General features: G+C 73.3%; 23 protein-coding genes and 1 pseudogene. 17 read left to right on the top strand and 7 right to left on the bottom strand.

Going from position 1 to position 25,092, the window contains the following annotated elements:
• Positions 1-1,118: pseudogene (locus NH602_RS05070) on the top strand (hypothetical protein); the annotation flags it as partial.
• 38 nt (positions 1,119-1,156) lie between these two features.
• Here the strand turns inward: NH602_RS05070 and NH602_RS05075 are convergent.
• On the bottom strand, positions 1,157-1,960 hold the full coding sequence (locus NH602_RS05075; protein ID WP_253067153.1) for an N-acetylmuramoyl-L-alanine amidase: 804 nt from the start codon (positions 1,958-1,960) through the stop codon (positions 1,157-1,159).
• Between the two features lie 127 nt (positions 1,961-2,087).
• On the opposite strand from NH602_RS05075, the gene NH602_RS05080 reads away from it, so the two are divergent.
• Both NH602_RS05080 and recR read left to right on the top strand, forming a co-directional pair.
• Entirely contained in the window at positions 2,088-2,402 is a 315-nt protein-coding gene (locus NH602_RS05080; RefSeq protein WP_060713646.1) for a YbaB/EbfC family nucleoid-associated protein, read from the top strand.
• Between the two features lies 1 nt (position 2,403).
• Positions 2,404-3,021: a recombination mediator RecR gene (gene recR / locus NH602_RS05085; protein ID WP_062399547.1), complete on the top strand. Its 618-nt coding sequence runs from the start codon at positions 2,404-2,406 to the stop codon at positions 3,019-3,021.
• Positions 3,022-3,144: 123 nt separating this feature from the next.
• Here recR and NH602_RS05090 read toward each other — a convergent pair whose 3' ends face one another.
• Positions 3,145-3,348, bottom strand: a complete 204-nt coding sequence (locus NH602_RS05090; protein ID WP_253067154.1) for a hypothetical protein — start codon at positions 3,346-3,348, stop codon at positions 3,145-3,147.
• 246 nt (positions 3,349-3,594) lie between these two features.
• Here NH602_RS05090 and NH602_RS05095 point away from each other — a divergent pair, with 246 nt between their 5' ends.
• The 6 genes from NH602_RS05095 to NH602_RS05120 all read left to right on the top strand — a co-directional run bounded on the left by NH602_RS05095 (position 3,595) and on the right by NH602_RS05120 (position 10,393).
• Positions 3,595-4,515: a helix-turn-helix transcriptional regulator gene (locus NH602_RS05095; RefSeq protein WP_253067155.1), complete on the top strand. Its 921-nt coding sequence runs from the start codon at positions 3,595-3,597 to the stop codon at positions 4,513-4,515.
• A 114-nt stretch (positions 4,516-4,629) separates the two neighbouring features.
• Positions 4,630-6,282: an ABC transporter substrate-binding protein gene (locus NH602_RS05100; protein WP_374210129.1), complete on the top strand. Its 1,653-nt coding sequence runs from the start codon at positions 4,630-4,632 to the stop codon at positions 6,280-6,282.
• 76 nt (positions 6,283-6,358) lie between these two features.
• Complete coding sequence (locus NH602_RS05105; protein WP_062399555.1) at positions 6,359-7,363, top strand: ABC transporter permease; 1,005 nt, start codon at positions 6,359-6,361, stop codon at positions 7,361-7,363.
• Complete coding sequence (locus NH602_RS05110; RefSeq protein WP_253067156.1) at positions 7,360-8,286, top strand: ABC transporter permease; 927 nt, start codon at positions 7,360-7,362, stop codon at positions 8,284-8,286. Before NH602_RS05105 ends, NH602_RS05110 begins: the two co-directional genes overlap by 4 nt.
• The gene (locus NH602_RS05115) at positions 8,283-9,293 is read left to right on the top strand and encodes an ABC transporter ATP-binding protein (protein ID WP_275939031.1); all 1,011 of its coding nucleotides are present in this window, start codon (positions 8,283-8,285) and stop codon (positions 9,291-9,293) included. Before NH602_RS05110 ends, NH602_RS05115 begins: the two co-directional genes overlap by 4 nt.
• Positions 9,290-10,393, top strand: a complete 1,104-nt coding sequence (locus tag NH602_RS05120; protein WP_179761308.1) for an ABC transporter ATP-binding protein — start codon at positions 9,290-9,292, stop codon at positions 10,391-10,393. Before NH602_RS05115 ends, NH602_RS05120 begins: the two co-directional genes overlap by 4 nt.
• Positions 10,394-10,502: 109 nt before the next feature.
• Here NH602_RS05120 and leuA read toward each other — a convergent pair whose 3' ends face one another.
• Positions 10,503-12,299 carry a 2-isopropylmalate synthase gene (gene leuA, locus NH602_RS05125; RefSeq protein ID WP_253067157.1) on the bottom strand — a complete coding sequence of 599 codons (1,797 nt, stop codon included), beginning with the start codon at positions 12,297-12,299 and terminating at the stop codon, positions 10,503-10,505.
• 293 nt (positions 12,300-12,592) lie between these two features.
• Between leuA and NH602_RS05130 the strand changes: the two genes are divergently transcribed.
• From NH602_RS05130 to NH602_RS05150, 5 genes are all read left to right on the top strand, one after another.
• Positions 12,593-12,898, top strand: a complete 306-nt coding sequence (locus NH602_RS05130) for a hypothetical protein (RefSeq protein ID WP_073575761.1) — start codon at positions 12,593-12,595, stop codon at positions 12,896-12,898.
• Between the two features lie 144 nt (positions 12,899-13,042).
• Positions 13,043-14,440, top strand: coding sequence for an amidase (locus NH602_RS05135; RefSeq protein WP_253067158.1), 1,398 nt, complete (start codon positions 13,043-13,045; stop codon positions 14,438-14,440).
• 23 nt (positions 14,441-14,463) lie between these two features.
• Positions 14,464-14,961: a CGNR zinc finger domain-containing protein gene (locus NH602_RS05140; RefSeq protein WP_253067159.1), complete on the top strand. Its 498-nt coding sequence runs from the start codon at positions 14,464-14,466 to the stop codon at positions 14,959-14,961.
• 227 nt (positions 14,962-15,188) lie between these two features.
• Positions 15,189-16,454 carry an aspartate kinase gene (locus NH602_RS05145; protein ID WP_073575765.1) on the top strand — a complete coding sequence of 422 codons (1,266 nt, stop codon included), beginning with the start codon at positions 15,189-15,191 and terminating at the stop codon, positions 16,452-16,454.
• A 6-nt stretch (positions 16,455-16,460) separates the two neighbouring features.
• A complete protein-coding gene (locus tag NH602_RS05150; RefSeq protein WP_062399569.1) occupies positions 16,461-17,534 on the top strand; it encodes an aspartate-semialdehyde dehydrogenase in 1,074 nt (357 codons plus the stop codon).
• A gap of 69 nt (positions 17,535-17,603) precedes the next feature.
• Here the strand turns inward: NH602_RS05150 and NH602_RS05155 are convergent, their stop codons facing one another.
• Together NH602_RS05155 and NH602_RS05160 are read right to left on the bottom strand one after the other, a co-directional pair.
• On the bottom strand, positions 17,604-18,548 hold the full coding sequence (locus tag NH602_RS05155) for an endonuclease/exonuclease/phosphatase family protein (protein WP_253067160.1): 945 nt from the start codon (positions 18,546-18,548) through the stop codon (positions 17,604-17,606).
• 357 nt (positions 18,549-18,905) lie between these two features.
• Positions 18,906-20,099: an MFS transporter gene (locus NH602_RS05160; protein WP_253067161.1), complete on the bottom strand. Its 1,194-nt coding sequence runs from the start codon at positions 20,097-20,099 to the stop codon at positions 18,906-18,908.
• Between the two features lie 187 nt (positions 20,100-20,286).
• On the opposite strand from NH602_RS05160, the gene NH602_RS05165 reads away from it, so the two are divergent.
• The gene (locus NH602_RS05165) at positions 20,287-21,744 is read left to right on the top strand and encodes a catalase (protein WP_253067162.1); all 1,458 of its coding nucleotides are present in this window, start codon (positions 20,287-20,289) and stop codon (positions 21,742-21,744) included.
• Between the two features lie 68 nt (positions 21,745-21,812).
• On the top strand, positions 21,813-22,157 hold the full coding sequence (arsC, locus tag NH602_RS05170; RefSeq protein WP_253067163.1) for an arsenate reductase (glutaredoxin): 345 nt from the start codon (positions 21,813-21,815) through the stop codon (positions 22,155-22,157).
• Here arsC and NH602_RS05175 read toward each other — a convergent pair.
• Complete coding sequence (locus tag NH602_RS05175) at positions 22,154-23,992, bottom strand: prolyl oligopeptidase family serine peptidase (RefSeq protein WP_253067164.1); 1,839 nt, start codon at positions 23,990-23,992, stop codon at positions 22,154-22,156. The two genes, arsC and NH602_RS05175, sit on opposite strands and share 4 nt — an antisense overlap.
• A gap of 75 nt (positions 23,993-24,067) precedes the next feature.
• Here NH602_RS05175 and NH602_RS05180 point away from each other — a divergent pair, with 75 nt between their 5' ends.
• Positions 24,068-24,478 carry a hypothetical protein gene (locus tag NH602_RS05180; RefSeq protein WP_179761302.1) on the top strand — a complete coding sequence of 137 codons (411 nt, stop codon included), beginning with the start codon at positions 24,068-24,070 and terminating at the stop codon, positions 24,476-24,478.
• Between the two features lie 12 nt (positions 24,479-24,490).
• Here the strand turns inward: NH602_RS05180 and NH602_RS05185 are convergent, their stop codons facing one another.
• The gene (locus NH602_RS05185; protein ID WP_073575772.1) at positions 24,491-25,081 is read right to left on the bottom strand and encodes a TetR/AcrR family transcriptional regulator; all 591 of its coding nucleotides are present in this window, start codon (positions 25,079-25,081) and stop codon (positions 24,491-24,493) included.
• Between the last annotated feature and the right edge of the window lie 11 nt (positions 25,082-25,092).

The following is a 25,092-nucleotide window of genomic DNA, read 5'->3' on the forward strand; positions in this document are numbered from 1 at the left end:
CCGGCCCCCAGGACCGGGGCGGCGACGTCCAGGACCGGGGCGGTGAGGGCTCCGGTCGTGGCCCCGCGGCCGCGGATGCCGGGACCCGGCCGGCGGGCGCCACGGCACCCCACGCCGAGGAGGCGACCGGGCCACGCGGACCGGGCGGCGCCGCGACGGAGGCGGCGTCCTCGGGCAGGCCCGCTGCTCCCTCCGCCGGTGCGGAGTCCGGTGCGGAGCGTTCCGGGGAACGCGCTCCGGCGACCGCCGGCCCGGCCCCGGTGGACGGCCCGGCTGCCGACGGACCTGCTGCCGAGGGCCCGGGTACGGACGGCCCGGCCGCAGAGGGGCGGCAGGCGGACGGTCGCCGGGCGGACGGGCCGGGAGCGGGCGGGACCGAGGAGCCCACCGCGCAGGAGGCCCCGGCCCGTCGTCCCGCCCCGCCCCGCGACGGCGCCCCCGCCGACGCCGTACCGCCGGAGTCGGCACAGCCGGTGTCGTCGGCGTCGTCGCTGGACGCGACGGCGGTCCGCCGGGTCTGGCCGGAGATCCTCGCCGCTGTCCGTCAGCGCAGCCGCAGCACCGAGGCGCTGCTGGTCAACGCCACCGTCCGGGCGGTCGACGGCGACACCCTGGTCCTCGCGATCGGCGCCCCGCCGCTGGCCCGGCGGCTGTCCGAGGCGCGCAACACCGATGTGATCGCCGATGCGCTGCGCGCCGTCCTCGGGGTCCAGTGGCGGGTCCACTGCGACACCGGGGAGGCCGCGACCGCGCGTCGCGCCGCCACACCGGAACGCGCGCAGCGGGCGGTGCCGCAGCGCCCCTCCCAGCGCGACGCCCCGCAGCGCGAGCAGGGCGGGCGGCCCACCCGCCGTCCCGCGGGGGACCCCGACGTCCCGCTGCCGCCGGAGCCGCCGCCGGAGGACGCACCGCCGGACCCTCGTGATGCCGGACCGCAGGGGGGCGACGGTCCGGGCGCACGACCCGCCCCGGTACGGAACCAGGCCGCCGAGGAGGAGGACATGCTCGCCGAGGCCGCGGCCGAGGCGGCGTCGCCGGGCGCCCGTCGGGACCCCGAGGCCGCCGCGCTGGAGATCCTCACCTCGCACCTGGGGGCCCGCGCGATCGACCCGCGCTGACCCCCGGCCCGGACGGGTGGTGGCCGGGGCGCAGGTGGTCAGCGGCGCAGCTGTGCCAGCACCGCAGCGGCCACCGCCGCCGCGATCCGGTCCCGCCCGGCGGGGTCGGTGAGCACGGCGGCGTCGCCGGCGTTGCGCATGTTGCCCGCCTCCACCAGCGCGGTCGGCACGGTCGAGATGTTCAGGCCGGCCAGGTCCTCGCGGCCGTCGAGCCCGTCGCGGCCGATGTAACCGGCCGGGGCGAACCCGGCCGAGCGGAGCGCGTCCCGCAGCCCGGTGGCCAGGCGCAGCGACGCCGGTCCGGTCCCGTGCACCGCGGGCTCCGCGTACGCGACGTGGAACCCGCGGGCCGAGGCCGCCGCGCCGTCCGCGTGCAGCGACACGGCCAGCGCCGCACCGGCCCGGCCGCCCGCCGCACCGCGGGCGTCGACGCAGGGGCCGACGCCGTCGTCGTCGGAGCGGGTGAGCACCACCCGCACACCGGCGGCCTCCAGCCGGGACCGCACCCGCCCGGCCAGGTCCCAGGTGAAGGTGTGCTCGGCGTAGCCGGCGTTCGTGGAGGTGCCGGTCGTGTTGCACGGTTTGGTCCCGCCGCGCCCGTCGGGGACCGGCCGGTTCACCGCGGCAGGGTCCGCGGCGTTGCCGCCGTTGTGCCCGGGGTCGAGCAGCACGACGGGGGCGGGGACCGGCGCCGGGGTGGTGGGCAGCGAACGGGTCGTCGCGGCCGGTACCGGGGTCGCGTCGACCGAGGGCGGAGCCGGTGCCGCTGCGCCGCAGCCGGCGCACAGCAGCGCGACGACGGCCGGGAGGACGGCTGTGGCGGAACGGATCAGGGCGCGCACGGTCGGTCAGCCTGACACGTCTACCCTGGGAGAAGGACACGTCCGCGCCGGTCGCGCCGGGGAAGCCCCCGATCGCGCGAGCCGGACCCGACAGCGAGGGGTACGCGTGCAACCCGGTCAGCCCGACATGCAGATGATCCTGCAGCAGGCCCAGAAGATGCAGCAGCAGCTCCAGCAGGCCCAGGCCGAGCTCGCGACCGCCGAGGTCACCGGCCAGGCCGGGAACGGGCTGGTCGAGGTCACCGTCACCGCGGGCCTGGAGCCGCGCTCGGTGCGGATCGACCCGAAGGTCGTGGACCCCGAGGACGTCGAGACCCTGCAGGACCTCGTCGCCGGCGCGCTCGCCGACGCGGTCCGCCGTGCGCAGGAGCTGCAGCAGGAGAAGATGGGTCCGCTCGCCGGCGGTCTCGACATGGGCGGCCTGGGCCTCCCGGGCGCCTGAGGTGTTCGAAGGACCGGTCCAGGACCTGATCGACGAGCTGGGGCGCCTGCCCGGGGTCGGTCCGAAGAGCGCCCAGCGCATCGCGTTCCACCTGCTCGCCGCGGACCCGGCCGACATCAACCGGCTCCAGGAGGTCCTGCAGACGGTCAAGCAGGGCGTCGCGTTCTGCGACGTGTGCGGCAACGTCGCGTCGGACACCCGCTGCCGCTACTGCTCCGACGCGCGACGCGACCCGACGCTGGTGTGCGTGGTCGAGGAGCCCAAGGACGTCCTGGCCGTCGAGCGGACCCGGGAGTTCAAGGGGCGCTACCACGTGCTCGGCGGTGCGCTCGACCCGCTGGCCGGGATCGGCCCGGACACGCTGCGGATCCGCGAGCTGCTCGCCCGCCTCGGTGGCACCGGTCCGGCGACCGACGAGACCGAGATCTCCGAGGTCATCATCGCGACCGACCCCAATACCGAGGGCGAGGCGACCGCGACCTACCTGGTCCGGCTGCTGCGCGACTTCCCGGGCCTGAGCGTCACGCGGCTCGCGTCCGGCCTGCCGATGGGCGGCGACCTGGAGTTCGCCGACGAGATGACGCTCGGCCGCGCGCTCGCCGGCCGGCGGGCCCTCTAGCCCCCGGACACAGGACGGGCCGGTCCGTCCAGGGCGCGTTGCCCCGGCCGTGACCGGCCACCCGGCGCAGCAACCCCCCGCCGCTGCGCCGTCCTTCCTTCCCGGTGGGTCTCGAGAGCGGTGTCAGTCGGAATCCTCGTCGCCCCACGCGTCCACGTGGTGCGGCCGGCCGTGGAGCTGGCGCTGCCTGCGCTCCCACTCCCGGCGTCGCTGCTCGGCGATCCGGCGCCACGCCTCGCTCCGGCGCCGCTCGGTCACCCCGATCACGATCGCCGAGACGACCAGCGTGGCCAGCCCGGCCATGGCCACCGCCACCAGCGCGATCACGGCGACCACCGCCCGGTACGGGCGCTGTGGTGCGTGCCTGTGTGCGGCACCTGCGTCCTGCGGATCATGTCAATCTCCCTTCGTGTGTCGCGGTCGGTCCGTGGTCCCCGGTCGCCACGGTTGGTGTGTCCGCCGTCACGTCCGGGTGACTCCAGGATGCACGACGACACGCGTCCGTGCAATTGCAGGCACAGGGAATTGCACAGAACTGTAGATTGCACGGCGGGGCCACGGAGGGAGCGCGAGGTGGAGCAGGAGCCGACCGGCGCGCGACGACGGCTGGGCGCCGAACTGCGCAGGCTGCGCGTCAACGCCGGTCTGAAGCTGGAGGACGCCGCGGGTGGCGTGGGCTGCTCGACGTCGAAGATCAGCAGGCTGGAGAACGGCAAGGGGGTGCCGCGCCCGGCCGACGTCGCCGCGCTGGTCGAGGTCTACGGCGGAGTCGCCGGGGTCGAGGCGGAGATGCTCGAGCGGCTCGTCACCGAGAGCCGCACCCGCGGCTGGTGGGAGCCGTTCACCGAGGGCCTGCGCAGTGACCCGCACTTCCTGCCGCCGCCGGGGCGCTACGCCGCCGCCGAGTCCGACGCGACCGCCGTCGCCGCGTTCGACCTGACCGTGCTGCACGGGCTGCTCCAGACGCCCGCCTACGCACACGCCGCGCTGCGTGCCCGGCTCCCGGGGCGCCCGGACTGGGAGATCGACCAGCTCGTGCGGCTGCGCGGACGTCGCCACGAGGCGCTCACCGCGACGCCGCCACTGGTGCTCGACGCCGTCGTCGACGAGGCCGTGCTCGCCCGCGCGACCGGCGGCCCCGCGGTGATGGCCGAGCAGCTCGACCGGCTGCTCACGCTGTCGGGCCTGCCCGACGTGACGCTGCGCGTGCTCCCGTTCGGCGCCGGGCCGCAGCGGGCGCACGCCGGCCGCTTCGCGATCCTGACCGTCCCCGACGAGCTCGGCCCCGACGTCGTCCACACCGAGGGGCACGCGGGGGAGTCGTTCCTGGAGTCGCCCGCCGACCTGCGCACCTACCGCGAGGTCTTCGACGAGGTCCGGGCCGCCGCGCTCGGCGAGGACGCCTCGCGGGCCGCGGTGTCGGCCCACCGGGACGCGCACCGGTCGGCCGTCGACGACGGCCCGGACGAACGGGACGTGCGTACCAGTTCGTAGCACTATCGTGACGCAAGGGTCTACCGGTTGGTAACGGACCGCTATAGGTTTCCCCGTCATCAGGTGTCCGCACGCACACATCGGGTGGACGCCTCTGCCGACGAGGGGACCGGAATGCGCAGACGGTGGATGACGGCGGTCATGGCGGGCGTGCTCGCAGTGGGCATGACCGCCTGCGCGAGCTCGGAGCGCGGAGCGGGTGGCGACGCCGCCGGGGGGACGTTCGTGTTCGGCGCCGCGGGTGCGCCGAAGAACTTCGACCCGATCTTCAACGACGACGGCGAGAGCTTCCGCCCGGCCCGGCAGATGTTCGACACGCTGATCACCTACAAGCCCGGGACCACCGAGCTCGAGCCCGGCCTGGCCACCGAGTGGAAGTCCACGCCGGACGGCAAGACCTGGACGTTCACCCTCCGCGAGGGCGTCACGTTCCACGACGGCACGCCGCTCGACGCGACCGCGGTCTGTGCGAACTTCGACCGCTGGTTCACCATGAAGGGCGCCGCGGCGCAGAGCCAGATGATCTACTACGGCGACGTCTTCGAGGGCTTCGCCAAGAACGAGGGCGACGCCTCGGGCGCCCCGCTGTACAAGTCCTGCACGGCGCAGAGCCCGAACACCGCCGTCCTGGCGCTGAACAAGTTCAAGGGCGCGTTCCCGGCCGCCTTCGGCCTCACGTCGTTCTCGATCTCCAGCCCGGCGGCGCTCAAGCAGTACGACGCCGACGCCGTCACCCAGAGTGGTGACTCCTTCACCTACCCCGCCTATGCGAACGAGCACCCGACGGGCACCGGGCCGTTCAAGTTCGAGAGCTTCGACAAGGCGAACAACACGATCACCCTGGTCCGCAACGACCAGTACTGGGGCGAGAAGGCGAAGCTCGACCGGCTCATCTTCAAGATCATCCCCGACGAGAACGCCCGCAAGCAGGAGCTGGCCGCCGGCACCATCGACGGCTACGACTACCCGTCCCCGGCGGACTACCAGACCCTGAAGGACCAGGGTGACCAGGTGCTGATCCGCCAGCCGTTCTCGCTGCTCTACATGGGCATCAACACCAAGAACAACCCGAAGCTCAAGGACCTGCGGGTCCGCCAGGCGCTCGCGTACGCCATCGACCGCGAGTCGCTGGTCCGCACCAAGATGCCCGAGGGCTCCGCGGTCGCGAAGGAGTTCGTGCCGCCGACCGTCGCGGGCTACGCCGACGACGTCACCCAGTACCCGTACGACCCGGAGAAGGCCAAGCAGCTGCTCGCCGAGGCCGGCGCGCAGAACCTGACGCTGAACTTCTACTACCCGACCGAGATCACCCGGCCCTACATGCCGAACCCGGCGGACCTGTTCTCGGCGATGTCGGCGAACCTGAAGGCCGTCGGCATCACGGTCAACCCGGTCGCGCGGCCGTGGAACGGCGGCTACAAGGACGACGTCCAGAAGGCGGGCAAGCACGACCTGCACATGCTCGGCTGGACCGGCGACTACAACGACGCCGGCAACTTCGTCGGCACGTTCTTCGGCCGGGAGAAGGCCGAGTTCGGGCCGCAGGACCCGGCGATGTTCGCCGAGCTGGCCAAGGCCGACTCCATCCCGGACCCGGCCGGTCACGCCGCCGCGTACCAGCAGGCGAACAAGGACATCATGGCCAAGTACCTGCCGGCCGTGCCGATCCTGACCACCGGCCCGGCGATCGTCGTCGGACCGAACGTGCAGGGCGTGATCCCGTCGCCGCTGACCGACGAGCGCTTCGTCTCCGTCAGCAAGAACTGACCGTGCCCCGGGCGCCGCGGAGACCCCGCGGCGCCCGGTCGCGTGTCCCGCCTCCCACCACTGAGGACATCCACGCATGCTGCGCTTCGTCGCGCGCCGCCTGCTCCAGGTCGTCCCGACGCTGCTCATCCTGTCCGTGCTGTTGTTCGCCTGGCTGCGCTCGCTGCCCGGCGGACCGGCCGGTGCGCTGCTCGGAGACAAGGCGACCCCGGAGTCGATCGCGGCACTGAACAAGACGCTGGGCCTGGACCAGCCCATCCCGATCCAGTACCTGCACTACCTCGGCCGGGCGCTGACCGGCGACTTCGGCGCCTCGCTGGTCACCGGTGACCCGGTGATCACCGAGCTCGGCCGCGCGCTGCCGGGGACGATCGAGCTGTCCCTGTCGGCGCTGCTGCTCGCCGTCGCCCTCGGGATCCCGCTGGGCTACCTCGCCGCCCGCCACCGCGGCGGGATCTGGGACAACCTGACCATCGTCGGGACCCTGGTCGGCGTCGCCGTGCCGGTGTTCTTCCTCGGTTACGTGCTCAAGCAGTTCCTGGCCGTCGACCTCGGCCTGTTCCCGCCGTCCGGACTGCAGTCGACCGGCATCGACGCCACCTCGGTCACCGGCTTCCCCACCCTCGACGGCCTGCTGACCCGCGAGTTCGACGCCAGCTGGGACTCGCTGCTGCACCTCGTGCTGCCCGCCGTCACCCTCGCCACGATCCCGCTCGCCGTCATCGTGCGGATCACCCGGGCCTCGGTGCTCGACGTGCTGGAGTCCGACTTCGTCCGCACCGCCAACGCCAAGGGGCTCGCGCCGGGCACCGTCCGCGGCCGGCACGTGCTGCGCAACGCGCTGCTGCCGGTCTCGACGACGATCGGTCTGCAGACCGGCCTGCTCCTCGCCGGTGCGGTGCTGACGGAGAAGGTGTTCAACCGGCCCGGCATCGGCACCCTGATCGCCGAGGGCATCGAGCGCCGCGACTACCCGCGGCTGCAGGCCGTGGTGCTGCTCGGCGCACTCATCTACGTGCTGGTCAACCTGCTCGTCGACCTGTCCTACGCCGTGATCGACCCGAGGGTGAGGCTGCGATGAGCGCACCGACCACCTGGGCGCAGCGGCGGAAGGACCGGATCGACGACACCGCCGGCCGCAGTCTGTCCGCGGACGCACTGCGCCGGCTGCGCCGCAGCCCCACCGCGATTGTCGGGGCGGTGATCATCGGGGTGTTCGTGCTGGTCTCGGTGTTCGCGCCGTTGCTGGCCCCGCACGACCCGGCCCAGGCGTTCCCGCAGCTGCTCGACCAGCTGCGCCCCGGCTCGATCCCCGGACCGCAGCCCGGCTTCCTGCTCGGCAGCGACCAGAACGGCCGCGACGAGTTCTCCCGGATGATCCTGGCGTCGCGTCAGACCCTGCTCGTCGGCGTGCTCGCGACCGTGTTCGGGCTCGCCGCCGGCCTGGTCATCGGCGTGGTCGCCGGCGCGTTCGGGGGGTGGATCGACACCGTCCTCATGCGCGTCACCGACGTGCTGCTGTCGATCCCGTCGCTGCTGCTCGCGATCTCGGTCGCGGCGCTGGCCGCCCGGCCCAGCCAGACCACGGTCATCATCGCCGTCGCGCTGGTGAACGTGCCGATCTTCGCGCGGCTGCTGCGCGGGTCGATGCTCGCCCAGCGCGACTCCGACCACATCCTTGCGGCCACCGCGCTCGGCGTGAAGCGACGGGCGGTCGTGCTGCGGCACATGCTGCCCAACGCGATCGGCCCGGTGATCGTGCAGGCCACGCTGACCCTGGCGACGGCGATCCTCGACGCGGCCGCGCTGTCCTTCCTCGGCCTCGGCGACGCCGACCCGGCCCGCGCCGAGTGGGGCCTGATGCTCGCCTCCGCGCAGCCCTACCTCGACGTCCGGCCCGGGCTGGCGGTCTACCCGGCGATCGCGATCATCGTCGTCGCGCTCGGGTTCACGCTGCTCGGTGAGTCGCTGCGCGAGGCCATCGACCCGAAAGGCCGGAGATGACCACACCTCCGATGAACCCGTTGTTGCAGGTCCAGGACCTGTCCGTGCGCTTCGTGCGGCGGGGTGAGGCCGACGTCGTCGCCGTCGACGGGGTGTCGTTCGACGTCCGCCCCGGCGAGGTCGTCGGCCTGGTCGGCGAGTCCGGCTGCGGCAAGTCCGTGACCTCCCTGGCGATCATGGGACTGCTGCCGGGCCGCACCCCCCGGGTGGGCGGCTCGGTGCTGTTCTCCTCCGGGGACGAGTCCGTCGACCTGCTCACCCTGTCCGACGCCGAGCTGCGCGAGCGGCGCGGCCGCGACATCGGGATGGTCTTCCAGGACCCGCTGTCGTCGCTGAACCCGGTCGTCCCGGTGGGTGTCCAGATCACCGAGGCGCTCACCCGGCACCGCGGGATGAGCAAGCACGAGGCGCGTACGGAGGCCGTCTCCCTGCTGGAGCGGGTCGGCATCCCCGACCCGGCACGACGCGTGTCGGCCTACCCGCACCAGATGTCGGGCGGGATGCGCCAGCGCGCGCTCATCGCGATCGCGCTCGCCTGCCGGCCGAAGCTGCTCATCGCCGACGAGCCGACCACCGCCCTCGACGTCACCATCCAGGCCCAGATCCTGGAGCTGCTGCGCGAGCTCGTCGCCGAGACGGGAACGGCACTCATCATGATCACGCACGACCTGGGCGTCGTCGCGGGGCTCTGCGACCGGGTCAACGTCCTCTACGGCGGCCGGGTCGTGGAACGCGCGGAGCGGCACGCCCTGTTCGGGGGACCGCGCCACCCGTACACCTCGGGGCTCATCCGGTCGATCCCGCGGCTGGACTCCGACCCCGCCGCGGAGCTGCCCGCGATCACCGGGTCGGTGTCGGACAACCTGCCCTGGGACCACGCCTGCGCGTTCGCGCCGCGCTGCCCGCGGGCGCTGGAGACCTGCACCTCGGTCACCCCGGTGGCCGACGACGAGGCGGGCCGGCTGCTGCGCTGCCACAATCCCGAGCCGATCGGAGCGACGGCATGAGCCCCCTGCTGGAGGTCGAGGACCTGCAGGTCCACTTCCCGATCACCCGGGGTGTGCTGGTGCAGCGCACCGTCGGGCACGTCCGGGCCGTCGACGGCGTCTCGCTGCGGATCGAGCGCGGTGAGACCTACGGCCTGGTCGGCGAGTCCGGCTGCGGCAAGTCGACCCTCGGGCGGGCGATCCTCAAGCTCACCGAGCCGACCGCGGGCACGGTGTCCTTCGACGGCACCGACGTCGCCGCACTGAAGGGGGAGCCGCTGCGCCGGATGCGCCGCCGGTTCCAGATGGTGTTCCAGGACCCGATGTCCAGCCTGGACCCGCGCCAGTCGGTCGGGTCGCTGCTGCGCGAGGGCCTGGCCGCGCACGGGATCGAGGCCGGTCCGGACCGGCTCGCCGAGCTCATGCGCGCGGTGGGGCTGCCGGAGTCCGCGCTGCGCCGCTACCCGCACGAGTTCTCCGGCGGGCAGCGTCAGCGCATCGGGATCGCCCGGGCCCTGTGCGTGGAGCCCGACCTCGTCGTCGCCGACGAGCCGGTCTCGGCGCTGGACGTGTCGGTGCAGGCCCAGGTGCTCAACCTGCTGCGCTCGCTGCAGCGCGAGCTCGGCCTGACCTACCTGGTGATCGCGCACGACCTGGCCGTCGTGCGGCACGTGTCGGACCGGGTCGGGGTGATGTACCTCGGGTCGATCGTGGAGGAGGCGCCCGCCCGCGCGCTCTACGACGGCCCGCTGCACCCCTACACCCGGGCCCTGCTCTCGGCGGTGCCCCAGCCGGACCCGACCGTGGAGGACACCCGCGAGCGGATCCTCCTGTCCGGGGACCTGCCCTCGCCCGCCGCGCCGCCGTCCGGGTGCCGGTTCCACACCCGCTGCCCGTGGCGCCAGGACGACCGGTGCTCCACCGAGCGCCCGCAGCTGCGCGTGCTCGACGGCGACACCTCGGGGCACCGGGTCGCCTGCCACCACGCCGAGGCCGTCCGCGACGGGCGGATCACCCCGCACGAGGTGACCGCCGACGAGGCCGAGGCCGCCGCCGCACCGGACACCGGCCCGCGGGATCCCGACCGGCAGATCACCCTCGGCGACGCGATCGGCCGCTGAGCCCCGGCCCCGCGGTGCCCTCGCGGTTCCCCTGCGGTGCCCCCAGGGGAACTTTCGTGGCTTAGAGCGCTACGAGAGTGACCCTGGGGGCAGGGCGGGGTGCGCGGACTCAGCGCAGGGCGCGGTTGATCGCGCTCACGACGCCCTTGAGGCTGGCGCTGGTGATCGAGCTGTCGATCCCGACGCCCCAGAACACCTTCTCCTCGACGGCGCACTCGACGTAGGCCGCGGCGCGGGCGTCGTCACCGCCGCCCATCGCGTGCTCGTGGTAGTCGAGCACCCGCACGTCGAACCCGATCCCGGCCAGAGCGTCGACGAACGCCGCGATCGGTCCGTTGCCGGAGCCGGCGATCTCGTGCAGGTCGGACTCGACGCGCACGGTCGCGACGATCTCGTCGCGGCCCTCGCCGTCGCTGTGGACGCGGTGGCGCACCAGCTTGAGCGGGGTCTCGCGGCCCAGGTACTCGACGTCGAACGCGTCGCGCATGGCCTTGGGCTCGACCTCGCCACCCTCGGTGTCGGTGAAGGCCTGGATGACGTGGCTGAACTCGATCTGCAGCCGGCGCGGCAGGTCGAGCTGGTGCTCGGTCTTCATGATGTAGGCGATGCCGCCCTTGCCGGACTGGCTGTTGACCCGGATGACGGCCTCGTAGGTGCGGCCGATGTCCTTCGGGTCCACCGGCAGGTACGGGACCTCCCAGGTGTGGTCGGCGACCGGGTGACCGGCCTCCGCGGCGTCGGCCTCCATCGCGGCGAAGCCCTTGTTGATCGCGTCCTGGTGGGAGCCGGAGAACGCGGTGTAGACCAGGTCGCCGCCCCACGGGTGGCGCTCGTGCACCGGCAGCTGGTTGCAGTACTCGACGGTGCGCCGGACCTCGTCGATGTCGGAGAAGTCGATCTGCGGGTCGACGCCCTGGGTGAACATGTTCATGCCCAGCGCGACCAGGTCGACGTTGCCGGTGCGCTCGCCGTTGCCGAACAGGCAGCCCTCGATCCGGTCGGCTCCGGCCTGGTAGCCCAGCTCGGCGGCGGCGATGCCGGTGCCGCGGTCGTTGTGCGGGTGCAGCGACAGCACCAGCGAGTCGCGGCGGGCCAGGTTGCGGTGCATCCACTCGATGGAGTCCGCGTAGACGTTCGGCGTCGCCATCTCGACCGTCGCCGGCAGGTTGACGATCATCGGGTGCTCGGCCGTCGGCTGCCAGATCGCGCTCACCGCGTTGGTGATCTCGACGGCGTACTCCAGCTCGGTGCCGGTGTACGACTCCGGGGAGTACTGGAAGGTCCAGTCGGTCGCCGGGTACTTCTCGGCGAACTTGCTGACCTCCTCCGCGCCGTCGGTGGCGATCTTGGTGATGCCCGCGCGGTCGGAGCGGAAGACGACCCGGCGCTGCAGGATCGACGTCGAGTTGTAGAGGTGGACGATCGCCGAGTGCGCGCCCTCGCAGGCCTCGAAGGTCCGCTGGATCAGCTCCGGGCGGGCCTGGGTCAGGACCTGGATCTGCACGTCCTCCGGGATCGCGCCCTGCTCGATGATCTCGCGGACGAAGTCGAAGTCGGTCTGGCTCGCCGCCGGGAAGCCGACCTCGATCTGCTTGTAGCCCATGCGTACCAGCAGGTCGAACATGCGCCGCTTCCGCAGCGGGCTCATCGGGTCGATCAGTGCCTGGTTGCCGTCACGCAGGTCGACCGCGCACCACAGCGGCGCGGTGTCGATGACCTTGTCCGGCCAGGTGCGGTCGGGCAGCGAGACCGGCTCGACCAGCTGATGGAAGGGCTTGTACCGGTGGACCGGCATCTGCGAGCCGCGCTGCCGGTTCCAGGCGGGCTGGGTCGCGTGCGGCGCGCCCTCGGGGGTGCGGACGTTGCTGCGGGCGCGGGCTTCGTAGGCGTCGGGAGAGGTGGTCACGGGAATGCTCCGTCGTCGTGCCGTCGTGGCGACCGGCGGACACGCGAAACCCCGCGACGAGGGGCCGGTCGGTTCAGACCCCGCCGCGGCGGCGAAGGAGCAGGCGCGCCATGCCTCCTACCGTAGACCCGAACCCCCGTTGCGCGGCAAGTCGCCACCCGCACGGTCGAACCCGGCCCCCGAGTCCCGGCTCGCAACGAAGTGATCACAACCAGCGGCGTTTCCCCTCGTTGGAAGGGCAGTGAGGATGCGGCGGTGCAACCATGACGCCGTCCGTGACGAAGGGGTTTGTGATGGCGGCAACCGTGGGTACGACCGTGCGGCAGGGCATGGGCATCATCGCGACGATCGTGCGGATCGTGGGCCTGGTGATCGTGGCCATCCTGGTCGCGCACATCGTGCTGACCCTGCTCGACGCCAACCCGGCGAACTTCCTCACCGAGTTCGTGTCCTCCTGGGCGGCCCAGCTGAACCTCGGTCTCGGTGACCTGTTCACCCCGTCCCAGCCGAAGATGGCCGTCACCCTGAACTACGGGGTCGCCGCGATCCTGTGGCTGATCATCACCACGGTGGTCGTGCGGCTGCTGCGCCGGGTCTGACACGTCCCCGCGCCGGGCGCGGATGCGGTGGCAGGATGCCGGGACGTGCCGGCGCCGCGACGCCGGACCCGTCCGGCCCGGAGGAGCACCACCCATGAGCCCTAACCGACCCACCGGCGTCGGGGCCGTCCTGGTGCGGTCGCGGTGACCGTCACGGTCGCCTCGAGCGCCCGCGAGCAGGTCGCGGCGCTGCGCGCCCGGGAGATCTCGGCCCGCGAGCTGATGGACCTGCACCTGGCCCGGATCGAGGCCCGCAACCCCGAGCTCAACGCCGTCGTCTCCCTCGACGTGGAGCGCGCGCGGGCGGGTGCCGCCGCCGCCGACGAGCGGCTGGCCTCCGGTGCGACGGTCGGGCCGCTGCACGGGCTGCCGTTCGCGTTCAAGGACACCCACGCCGTCGCGGGGTGGCGGACGACCTACGGCTCGCCGCTGTTCGCCGACCACGTCCCCGACACCGACGACCTGATCGTCGAGCGCATCCGGGCCGCCGGCGTGGTGCCGATCGGCAAGACCAACGTGCCGGAGTTCGCGGCCGGTTCGCACACGTTCAACCGCGTCTTCGGCACCACGGTCAACCCGCACGACCCGACGCGGTCCGCGGGTGGGTCGTCCGGCGGCGCGGCGTGCGCGCTGGCGGCCGGGATGGTCCCGCTGGCCGAGGGGTCGGACATGGGCGGTTCGCTGCGCAACCCGGCGTCGTTCTGCGGGGTCGTGGGGTTGCGTCCCTCGTGGGGACGGGTGCCGGAGTGGCCGTCGTCGAACATGTGGGAGACCACGTCGACCGGGGGCCCGATGGCCCGCACCGCCGACGACGCCGCGCTGCTGCTGTCGGTGCTCGCCGGTCCGGACCCGCGCGCCCCGCACGCCCTGGGCGACCCGGGGGAGACCTTCGCCCCGCCGCTGCGCCCGGTCCCGCTCGCCGGGCTGCGCGTGGCGCTGTCGGCCGACCTCGGTGGCGCGTTCACCGTGGATCGCTCCGTCGCCGCGGTCGTCGAGGCGGCCGGTGACGCACTGGCCGGCGCCGGGGCGGCGGTCTCGGGCACCGCGCCCGACCTGACCGGCGCCGACGAGTGCTTCCGCACCCTGCGCGCCTGGCACTTCCAGGCCCGGTTCGGCATGCAGCTCGCCGTGCACCCGCAGGAGTTCAAGGCCTCGCTGGCCGCGAACATCAGGGCAGGCGAGGCGCTGACCGGCGCTGACGTCGCCGTCGCGTACCAGCGCCGCACGACGCTCGCCCAGCGGATGCGGGAGTTCTTCACCGAGCACGACGTGCTGGTGCTGCCGGTGTCGCAGGTGCCGCCGTTCCCGGCCGACCAGGAGTTTCCGGCCACCGTGGACGGCGTCCCGATGGCGTCCTACCTGGACTGGATGCGTTCGGCGTACCTGATCACCGTGACCGGCTGCCCTGCCGTCTCGGTGCCCTTCGGCCGGACCCCCGACGGGCTCCCGGTCGGGGTCCAGCTCGTCGCCCGCCACGGCGCCGACCGCGCCCTGCTGGAGATCGCCGCGGCCGTCGAGCGCTTGGCGCGTCCCGCGGCCTGAGGGGGCCTACCCGCGCTCGGCCGGTGCTCCTCGCCGCCGACCTGGTGAACGCGCCGCCGTCGTCGACCGGGGAGCTCGTCGCGCGCTGTCTCGCCGCCGGGGTGACGCGCGACTGGGACCCGGTCGGCGCCGACCTGCCGACGGTGCTCGACTTCCTGCGCCGGTGGGAGGCGGTCGTCGACGCCGAGCCGGGCGCGGAGCGGGCACGGCTGCTCAACGCCCTGCTCGCCGAGTCGACCGGGCCGCCACGCCTCACCGACCACGACGGCCACTGGCACCTGCACCACCGCGACGACGGTCTGGGCCTGGCCGGTGTGCTGCGCGCCCTGCTCGCGACCGGCACCGCCACCCACCTGGCGACCCGGGGGATGGACCGGCTCGGCCGGTGCGCCGCCGAGGGCTGCACCCGCGTCTACGCCGACGTCTCCCGCAACGGCAGGCAGCGGTACTGCAGCGCACGCTGCGGCAACACCGACGCGGTCCGTCGGCACCGCGGCAGGCAGCAGCCCGTCCGGGCCTGAGCCCCCGGCCCGGGGCCGTGCGGCCCGCGCACATACCCGAGCGGGGGGTCCGCGGGCGAGCCCGTGTGGTCTGGGTCATCGGTGACCGTCCAGATCCTGAAAACGGACGGCGCTCGCCGGTACTGTTCCGTTCCGACCAACGCCGCCGGTGCGTCACCTGCGCATTCCGGCGGTCGAAGAGAGAGCACCCGACGGCTCCCACCGCGGAGCCAGGATTGGAGGTCGGCGTGGCCCTCGTCGTGCAGAAGTACGGCGGTTCGTCGGTCGAGAACGCTGAGCGGATCAAGAAGGTCGCCGAGCGCATCGTCCGTACCCGCAAGGAGGGCCACGATGTCGTCGTCGTCGTGTCCGCCATGGGGGACACCACCGACGAGCTGACCGATCTCGCCGAGCAGATCTCCCCGAAGCCCCCGCTGCGGGAGATGGACATGCTGCTCACCTCCGGTGAGCGGATCTCGAACGCACTCGTCGCGATGGCGATCCACGCCCTCGGCGCGGAGGCCCGGTCGTTCACCGGCTCGCAGGCGGGCATGCTCACCACCTCGAAGCACGGTGACGCCCGCATCACCGAGGTGAACCCGTGGCGCCTGCGTGAGGCCCTCGACGAGGGGCACATCGTGCTCGTCGCCGGCTTCCAGGGCATGAGCGCGGACTCCCGCGACATCACCACGCTGGGCCGCGGCGGCTCGGACACCACCGCCGTCGCGCTCGCGGCCGCGCTGAACGCCGACGTCTGCGAGATCTACTCCGACGTCGACGGCGTCTACACCGCCGACCCGCGGATCGTCTCCAAGGCGAGCCTGCTCGAGACGGTGACCTACGAGGAGATGCTCGAGCTCGCCGCGTCCGGCGCCAAGGTGCTGCACCTGCGCGCCGTCGAGTACGCCCGCCGCTACGGCGTCCCGCTGCGGGTGCGCAGTTCCTACAACGACAAGCCGGGCACCCTGGTCTCCGGCTCGATCGAGGAGATCCCGTTGGAGAATCCGATCATCACCGGCGTCGCCCACGACCGGTCCGAAGGCAAGATCACCGTCACCGGGGTGCCGGACACCCCCGGCATGGCGGCGAAGATCTTCCGCACGGTCGCCGACGCGGAGATCAACATCGACATGGTGTTGCAGAACATCTCCAACGTGTCGGACAAGAAGACCGACATCACCTTCTCGCTGCCCCGCACCGACGGTGACACCGCCGTCGCGGCGCTGGAGCGCGCGAAGGGCGAGATCGGGTTCACCGAGCTGATCTACGACAACGACATCGGCAAGGTCTCGCTGGTCGGCGCCGGTATGCGCAACCACCCCGGCGTCACCGCGAAGTTCTGCGAGGCGCTCTCCGACGCCGGGATCAACATCGAGACCATGAACACCTCGGAGATCCGGATCTCGGTCATCTGCCGCTCCGACCAGCTCGACGACGCGGTGCAGGCGCTGCACGAGGCGTTCGAGCTCGGCGCCGAGGACGACGCGGTGGTCGCCGCCGGAACGGGCCGGTGAGCTGAGATGGCCATGGACAAGCCCGTTCTCGCGCTGGTCGGCGCGACCGGTGCCGTCGGCACCACCATGATCGAGATCATCGACTCCCGCGAGTCGGTGCCGTGGGGCGAGATCCGCCTGATCGCCTCGGCCCGCAGCGCCGGCAAGGTGCTGACGGTCCGCGGCCAGGACATCACCGTCCTGGAGCTGAAGCCCGAGGTCTTCGACGGCGTCGACATCGCGATGTTCGACGTCCCCGACGAGGTCTCCGCCGAGTGGGCGCCGATCGCCGCCTCCCGCGGCGCGATCGCCGTCGACAACTCCGGCGCGTTCCGGATGGACCCCGAGGTCCCGCTCGTGGTGCCCGAGGTGAACCCGGAGAAGGTGACCGAGCGGCCCAAGGGCATCATCGCGAACCCGAACTGCACGACGCTGTCGATGATGGCGGCGATGGGTGCGCTGCACCGCGAGTTCGGGCTCGAGGCGCTGGTCGTGTCGTCATACCAGGCCGCGTCGGGTGCCGGCCAGCCCGGCATCGACCAGCTGCAGGCCGAGCTGTCCGCGGTCGCCGGCAAGGACCTCGGCAAGGCCGCCGGCGACGTCGCGGCCGTCCTGACCGAGGCCGGCATCCCGGTCGGCGGCGACTCGCCGTTCCCGGCTCCGCTGGTGCTCAACGTCGTGCCGTGGGCCGGCTCCCTCAAGGACGACGGCTGGTCGTCGGAGGAGCTGAAGGTCCGCAACGAGTCCCGCAAGATCCTCGGGATCCCGGAGCTCAAGGTCTCCGCGACCTGCGTGCGCGTCCCGGTCGTCACCACGCACGCGCTGGCGATCCACGCGACCTTCTCCTCGGAGGTCTCGGTGGACGCCGCCCGCAAGGTTCTCGGCGCGCAGCCGACGATCGTCGTCAAGGACGACCCGGCCGCCGGCGAGTGGCCGACCCCGGCCGACGCCGTCGGTGGGGACCCGACCGTGGTGGGCCGGATCCGGCAGTCGCTGGACTTCCCGAACACCCTGGAGCTGTTCGTGTGCGGGGACAACCTGCGCAAGGGTGCCGCCCTGAACACCTACGAGGTGGCGGAGACGGTCGCCGCGGCCGGCTGACCGACCCCTCCGCACGTTCGACGGCCGCCGCCCCGGAGCCCGGGGCGGCGGCCGTCGTCGTGTGCGGGTCTAGGGGAGGCGCAGCGTCGCCACGATCGCGCGGTGGTCGGTGCCGGGCACCAACCGCGTCCCGAAGGACTCGGCGGCGATCCCGCCGTTGTAGACGATGTGGTCGATCTGCGGCCCCAGCCACGACGGCGCCCAGGTCGGCCAGGTTCCGGCCAGCCCGTTGCCGGTCTGCGAGCCCGCGTCGCCGCAGCCCTGGATCGCGTTGCGGAAGACCGAGTGGTCGAGGCTCGCGTTGAAGTCGCCGGCGACGATCGCCGGGCTCGTCGCGGAGCACCACTTCGCGACGGTCTCCAGGTCCGAGCGCCACTGCCCGACCGAGCGCGGGACCGGCGCGACGGAGTGGAACGCGACGAAGCGCAGGTTCCCCAGGCCGCCGCCGGTGATCTCGATGTAGTCGAAGCGGACGTCCTTGCCGATCCGGGTGCGGACGTCGCCGAGCCGGTTCGACCAGGCCACGGTGTTGCCGGTGACGTCGCGGTCCCAGCGGTCGACGCTGGACGCCGTCCGGTAGCCCAGCGGCTCCAGCAGCGGCGCGATCTCGCTCTCGTAGCGGCCGCCCGCCTCCGGGATCGAGACGACGTCGGGGTTCTCCGCGGCGACGAGCGCGGCGAGGGAGTCGGCGTCGGCGTTGCCCTCGTAGACGTTGAGCGCCAGCACCTTCAGCGGGGTGCCGCCGGTGGGCGCGGGGTCGGCCAGGGTGCGCGGGAGCACCATCGCCGCGCCGACCAGCGCGACCAGCGCGAGGACGACCGGCACCGGCCAGAACCGGCGGGCGGCCAGGGTGATCAGCAGGCCGATCACCACCAGCACGCCGAGCGCGGCGACCATCAGCGGCCGGAAGGCGATGACCTGCGCGAACGGGGAGTGGGCGTCGAGACCGACGAGGTCGGGCAGCGTCGCGAGCGCGGCGGCGGCACCGAGGAACAGCGCGAACCCCCAGCGCACCCGACCTCCCCGACGACGGGGCCGCCCACTCGGGATGGGCTGGGTCTCGGAGTCGGGGTGGGGCGGTGCGCTCACTCGATCCAGTCTGCCCGAGGGGCCCACGCGCCCGCCGCATCCGGACGGTGCGCTGCGCCGATCGTCTGTGGACTCTCTCAGTGTCCGACTTGCGCGACCGCTCGTCGACCGTTCGCACGTCGAGGTGCAGCTCAGGGCCCCGGCGGAGCGATTCGGACAACCCTGAGGTGCGTCTCGGCGGCAGCGGGATCGCCGAGATGCAGCCCAGCGGGCCTGGAAGATCCACAATTCCCGCTGAGGTGCATCTCGGTGACTCCGCCGCCCGTGTGCAGCCCCGGCCGGTCAGGTGCGGACGCGCAGCAGCGGCGCCGCCACCCCGGCGGCGACGACCGCGACCGACCCGCAGGCCAGCATCGCCACGCCGGGGGAGGCGGTGTCGACCAGTACCCCCGCCAGCGGGGTCGCGATGGCGATGCCGAGCGTCGTCGCGGAGCCCTGCAGGCCGGTGACCAGGCCACGCACCCGGTCCGGGGCGAGGTCGCCGATCGCGGCACTGCCCGCCGCGAGCGTCGACGCGGTCGCCAGACCTGCGGGGAGCAGCAGGAACAGCAGGCTCCACCACGACCAGGCCAGCGCCGCCGGGAGCGTCGCCAGCCCGAGCGCGGCGAGCAGCAGCGGCAGCGGGAGGCCGCGGCGCGCGCTGCCGTAGAGGAACCCGCCGACCAGCGACGCCAGGCACCACACGGCGTTGACCAGCGCGATCGCCCACGCCTGCCCGGAGGAGGTGAGGGCGGCGATGAACGCGAACTCGGTGCCCATGATCGCGATCACTGCGGCGGTCACCGCCAGCAGCGCGCCGACCAGCGGCCGGGTCAGCCAGCTGCGCAGCGGAGGGCGGGGGCCGGTGCGGGCGGCCCCGTCGCCGTCGGCGCGGACCGGTGGGTCGAGCCGCCACAGCGCGATCCCGGCCAGGACGAACCCGGCGCCGATCACGCGCATCGTCGTCGCCGAGCCCAGCCACACCGTCAGCAGCGACCCGACGGCGGGCCCGGTCATGTAGGAGATCTCGACGGTCATCGAGTCCAGCGCGAAGGCGGGGCGGCGTCGTCCGGCCGGGACGGCGGCCGCGATGACCTGCCGGACCAGCGAGAACACCGGGAGGGTCAGGATGCCGGCGACGAAGGCGGCGCCGAGCAGACCGGCGTAACCCAGCAGCGGCGCCACCGACCAGAACAGCAGGCCCGCGGTCATCGTCAGCGCCAGGACCGGCCGCAGCCCGTGCCGGTCGACCATCGTGCCGAGCAGCGGGGCGCCGATCGCCATCCCGGTCGGGACCGCGGCGGCGACCAGCCCGGCGGCGCCGAAGCCGTGGCCGAGCGTGGTGACGGTGTGCAGGGTCAGGGTGACGCCGACGGCCGTCGCGGGGATGCGGGCGGCCATGCCGATCGCGGTGATCGCACCGACCCCGGGCAGGCGCAGCACGTCGGCGAACGCACCCGGGCCGGCGCGGGGTGCGGTGGCGGCGGTGTCGGGCACGACCCCATCCTGACCCGCGCCCGTCGTCGTCGCGCACCGGTTTCGGGTTTCGGCCGGGACCCCACGGGAAGTCCCTGGGGACCGAACACCGCCGACCGCGACGCGGCCGCGCAGCCGCGGGAGCGTCCCGGTCGACCCGGCGGGGCACCGCCCGCCCCACCCACCACGCGTACGAGGAGGCTCGGCCGTGACCACGTCGCACCAGCCCAAGCCCACCACCACGGACTCCGGCAGCCCGGTCGCCAGCGACGAGCACTCGCTGACGATCGGCCCCGACGGCCCGCTCCTGCTCAACGACCACTACCTCATCGAGCAGATGGCGAACTTCAACAGGGAGCGCATCCCGGAGCGTCAGCCGCACGCGAAGGGCGGTGGGGCGTTCGCGCGGTTCGAGACCACCGAGGACGTCTCGCAGTACACCAAGGCCGCGTTCCTCCAGCCGGGCGTCGAGTCCCGTGGCGTGATCCGGTTCTCGACCGTCGCCGGTGAGCGCGGCAGCCCCGACACCTGGCGCGACCCGCGCGGCTTCTCGCTGAAGCTGTGGACGACCGAGGGCAACTGGGACATGGTCGGCAACAACACGCCGGTCTTCTTCGTCCGCGACCCCATGAAGTTCCAGCACTTCATCCGCAGCCAGAAGCGGCGCGTCGCGAACAACCTGCGCGACCACGACATGCAGTGGGACTTCTGGACGCTGTCGCCGGAGTCGGCGCACCAGGTCACCTGGCTCATGGGCGACCGGGGCATCCCGAAGACCTGGCGGCAGATGAACGGCTACTCCAGCCACACCTACAGCTGGATCAACGAGGCCGGCGAGATGGTCTGGGTGAAGTACCACTTCAAGTCCGACCAGGGCGTGGAGTGCCTGACCCAGGACGAGGCCGACACCCTCGCCGGCTCGGACCCCGACTACCACCAGGCCGACCTCTACAACGAGATCGAGGCGGGCAACCACCCGTCCTGGACGCTGTACGTGCAGGTCATGCCGTTCGCCGACGCCAAGACCTACCGGTACAACCCGTTCGACCTGACCAAGGTGTGGCCGCACAGCGACTACCCGCTGATCAAGGTCGGGAAGCTGACGCTGGACCGGAACGTCGAGGACTACCACGCCGAGATGGAGCAGGCCGCGTTCGAGCCGAACAACCTGGTGCCCGGCACCGGGCTGTCGCCGGACAAGATGCTGCTCGCCCGCGGGTTCTCCTACGCCGACGCCCACCGCGCCCGGCTCGGGGTCAACTACAAGCAGATCCCGGTCAACGCGCCCCGCAGCGAGGTGAACAACTACCAGAAGGACGGCGTCATGCGGATCACGAACACCCGTGACCCGATCTACGCGCCCAACTCCTACGGCGGCCCGGCGGCCGACCCGAAGCGCGTCTCCGAGGCCCTCTGGTACGCCGACGGTGAGATGGTCCGCAGCGCGTACTCCCTGCGCGAGTCCGACGACGACTGGGGCCAGGCCGGGATCATGGTCCGCGAGGTCTTCGACGACGCCGCCCGCGAGCGCTTCGTCGGCAACGTCGCCGGGCACCTGCTCGACGGCGTGACCGAGCCCGTGCTGCAGCGCGCCTTCGAGTACTGGCGCAACGTCGACAAGAACATCAGCGACCGGATCGAGCAGGCCGTCCGCAACGGCGGCTGACCGCTCCGCGCACCGAGCGACGGCCCCGGGGACACCCCCGGGGCCGTCGTGCGTCCTAGGCTCGGGGTGTGGAGATCTGGCACAACCCGCGCTGCTCGAAGAGCCGCGCCGCCCTCGCGCTGCTGACCGACCGCGGCGTCGAACCGACGGTGCGGCGCTACCTCGACGACCCGCCGACCCGCGCCGAGCTGGAGCGGGCCCTGGCCGCGCTCGGCACCGAGGACCCGCTCGCGATCACCCGCACCGGCGAGCCCGCGTTCCGCGAGCAGGGCCTCGCCGGCGCCGACCGGGACACCCTGCTCGACGCGCTGGCCGCCGAGCCGAAGCTCATCGAGCGGCCCGTGGTGATCGACGGCGAGCGGGCCGTCGTCGGCCGGCCGCCGGAGAACGTGCTGGGTCTGCTCGGCGACTAGCCCAGAGCCCGCCGCACGAAGTCGACCTCGGTCGCGATCAGGTCCAGCTGGTCGGACACCACCAGCGAGCCGTGCCCGGCGTCGAACCGGCTGACCTCGTAGGTCACGTCCCTGCGTCCGGCCAGCGCGTCCAGGTAGTTGTCGATCTGCCGGATCGGGCAGCGCGGGTCGTTCTCCCCGGCCAGCACCAGGACCGGGACCCGGACCTCGTCGACGTAGGTCAGCGGCGAGGCCTCCCGGTAGAGGTCGGGCAGCTCGTCGGGGGAGCCGCCGAACAACGCCCGGTCGAACGCGCGCAGCTGCTCCATCTCGTCGGCATAGGCGGCGACGTAGTCGGCCACCGGCACCCCGGCGACGGCCGCGGCCCACCGCTGCGGCTGCGTCCCGGCGGCGAGCAGCGACAGGTACCCGCCCCAGGACCAGCCGTCGACGGCGCAGCGGACCGGGTCGACGGTGCCGTCGGCGACCAGCGCGTCCTGGACGGCGGCGACGTCCTCCAGCTCGGTCAGCCCCGGCCTGCCCTCGATCGCGTCCCGCCAGGCCGAGCCGTAGCCGGTGGAACCGCGGTAGTTCACCTCGACGACGGTGAACCCCGCCTCCACCCAGGTGGCGCGGCCGGCGTCGAAACGGTCCTCGTCGGCGGCATGCGGACCGCCGTGCAGCACGAACACCGCGGGCGCCGGACGGCCGTCGACGCGCGGCGCCTCGGCGACCAGGCTGTGCACCTGCCCGGCCGGGACCCCGGTCCACACGTCGCGGACGGCGACCGAGCCGGGCGGGCGCTCCCCGGGCGGGGCGACCAGCACCTCGTCGGTGCCGTCCGGGCGCAGTGCCCGGATCTGCGACGGGGTGGCCGCCGACGACGCGGAGTACTCGACGGTGCCGTCGTCGCGGACCTCGGCGGACCCGACGCAGCCGGGCGCGGTGGGCAGCTCGGTCAGCTCGCCGGATGCCAGGACGTAGCGGAACAGCCGGGTGCGGGCGGCGTGGGTGTGCGCGATAAGCAGCGCGGAGGCGTCCGGGACGAACCCGCCGACCAGCTCGCCGGGCAGGTCGACCGCGAGCTCGGTGACCTCACCGGTGGTCGGATCCCAGACCAGCAGCTCGTCACGGCCGCGGCGCTCGTGGCCGACGAGCAGCCGCTGGTCGCCCGCGACGGGGGAGAACTCCAGCGCGGCGAGGCCGCGGCCGGGCCCGTCGTGCAGCTCGGCGACGGTGTCCCCGGTGGCGACGTCGAGCACCCGCAGCGACGGGTGCCGCGAGTCGCCGTGTTCGGAGTGCGAGATCGCCAGCAGCGTCTCGTCCTCCGACAGCGCGCCGACGCCCGCGTCCTCGGTGTGCCGGTAGATCTCCCGGGCGTCGGTGCCGGAGCCGCGCTCGTGCACCGCCAGGACCGTGCCGTCGTCGGTGGACACCCCGATCGCGGTGACCCGGCGGCCGATCTCCAGGCCCGCCGGGTAGCCGTCGCCGGCGCCGGGGACGGCGGGCACGGTGTCGGTGCCCGCCGTGGAGGACCACGGCTGGGCGACCCAGTGGCCGAACTCGTCGCCGTCGGTGTCGGCGAACCACCAGACGTGCCCGCCGTCCGGCGGCAGCACGGCCGAGGTGGTGCCGTTGCGCCGGTCGGTGACCTGGCGGTGCTCCCCGGAGTCGCGGTCCCAGGCGTGGATCTCGAAGGTCCCGGTCGCGTTGGACACGTAGACCGAGCGGGCCGGTGCGTCGCGGGCCCAGCCGGGGCGCGACATGCGCACCGCGGTGAACCGGGACCGCCAGCGCTGCTCGCGCTCGTCGTCGAAGAGCGTCGGGGGAACGGGTGCGCTGGGGTGCGGGCTCACGCCCCGATCGTGCCGAACGCCACGAACGGGTGCACCGGGCGGGGTCGTCGGACGCGCATCCGGCAGCATGGAGGCATGCGGAGACCGGCCCGGCTGCTGCTCGCCGGGGTGCTCGTCCTCTTCCCGGCCGCTGCGGGCTGCGGTGCGGCCGGATCGACCGCCGGCACCGTCGTGAGTGGTCCGACGGTCACCGCCAGGGCCGACTCGCAGGGCCTCACCGCGGTCCGGTTCGACCACTCCGCGACGCATCCGGAGCCCGCCGTCCCAACGGTGCAGGTGCGCCGCGGGACGACGGTGGTGCTCACCGTCGGCAGCGACGTCGCGCGCCGGGTGCTGGTCCCGGAGCAGGGCCGTGCCCTCGACGTCAGCGCCGGGGGCACGGTCACCCTGCGCTTCCTCGCGCTGGGGACATTCACCGTGCGGGTGGCCGAGCCCGGTGCGGTCCGCGGCGGGACGATCATCGGCCGGGTCGAGCCCTGGCACTGACCCGCCGAGGGATCAGGCGAAGGCGTCGGCCCGGTCGGCGATGGCGCGCAACCCCTCGGCGATGTCCACACCGGACGGCGCGGTGCCGGGGTCGAGCATCCACTGGACCATGAGCCCGGTGAGCAGCGCCTGGTAGACGGAGCCGAGGACGTGCACGCGGCGGTCCGCGGCGGCCGGGTCGTCGGGCAGCGTGTGGAAGGTCAGGGCCAGGCCCTCACGGACCTCCCGCTGGGCCTCGGCGAGCTTCGCGCGCAGCTCCGGCAGCCGCTCGGCCTGGGCGAGCGCCTCGACGTGGGTGGCCCACAGGCGTCGCTGGGTGGAGAACAGGCCGACCACCCGGCTCCAGGTCTCCTCGACCCGGCGCTGCGGGTCGGTGGTCCCTCCCGCGGGCTCGGCGAGCGCCCGGTCGAGCTCCTCGCCCCAGGCCGTCGTCGCCCGCAGCAGGGCCTCGGTGAGCAGGGCGTCCTTGGAACCGAAGTGGTAGCCGATGGAGGCCAGGTTCGTCCCCGACGCGGCCACCACGTCCCGTGCGGTCGTGCGGCCGAACCCCTTCTCGTAGAGGCACTGCGCGGCCCCGTCCAGAAGCTCCTCGCGGTGTCCCATGATCGCGGAAC

It is taken from the genome of Pseudonocardia sp. McavD-2-B (assembly GCF_024124365.1).
Taxonomy (GTDB): domain Bacteria; phylum Actinomycetota; class Actinomycetes; order Mycobacteriales; family Pseudonocardiaceae; genus Pseudonocardia; species Pseudonocardia alni.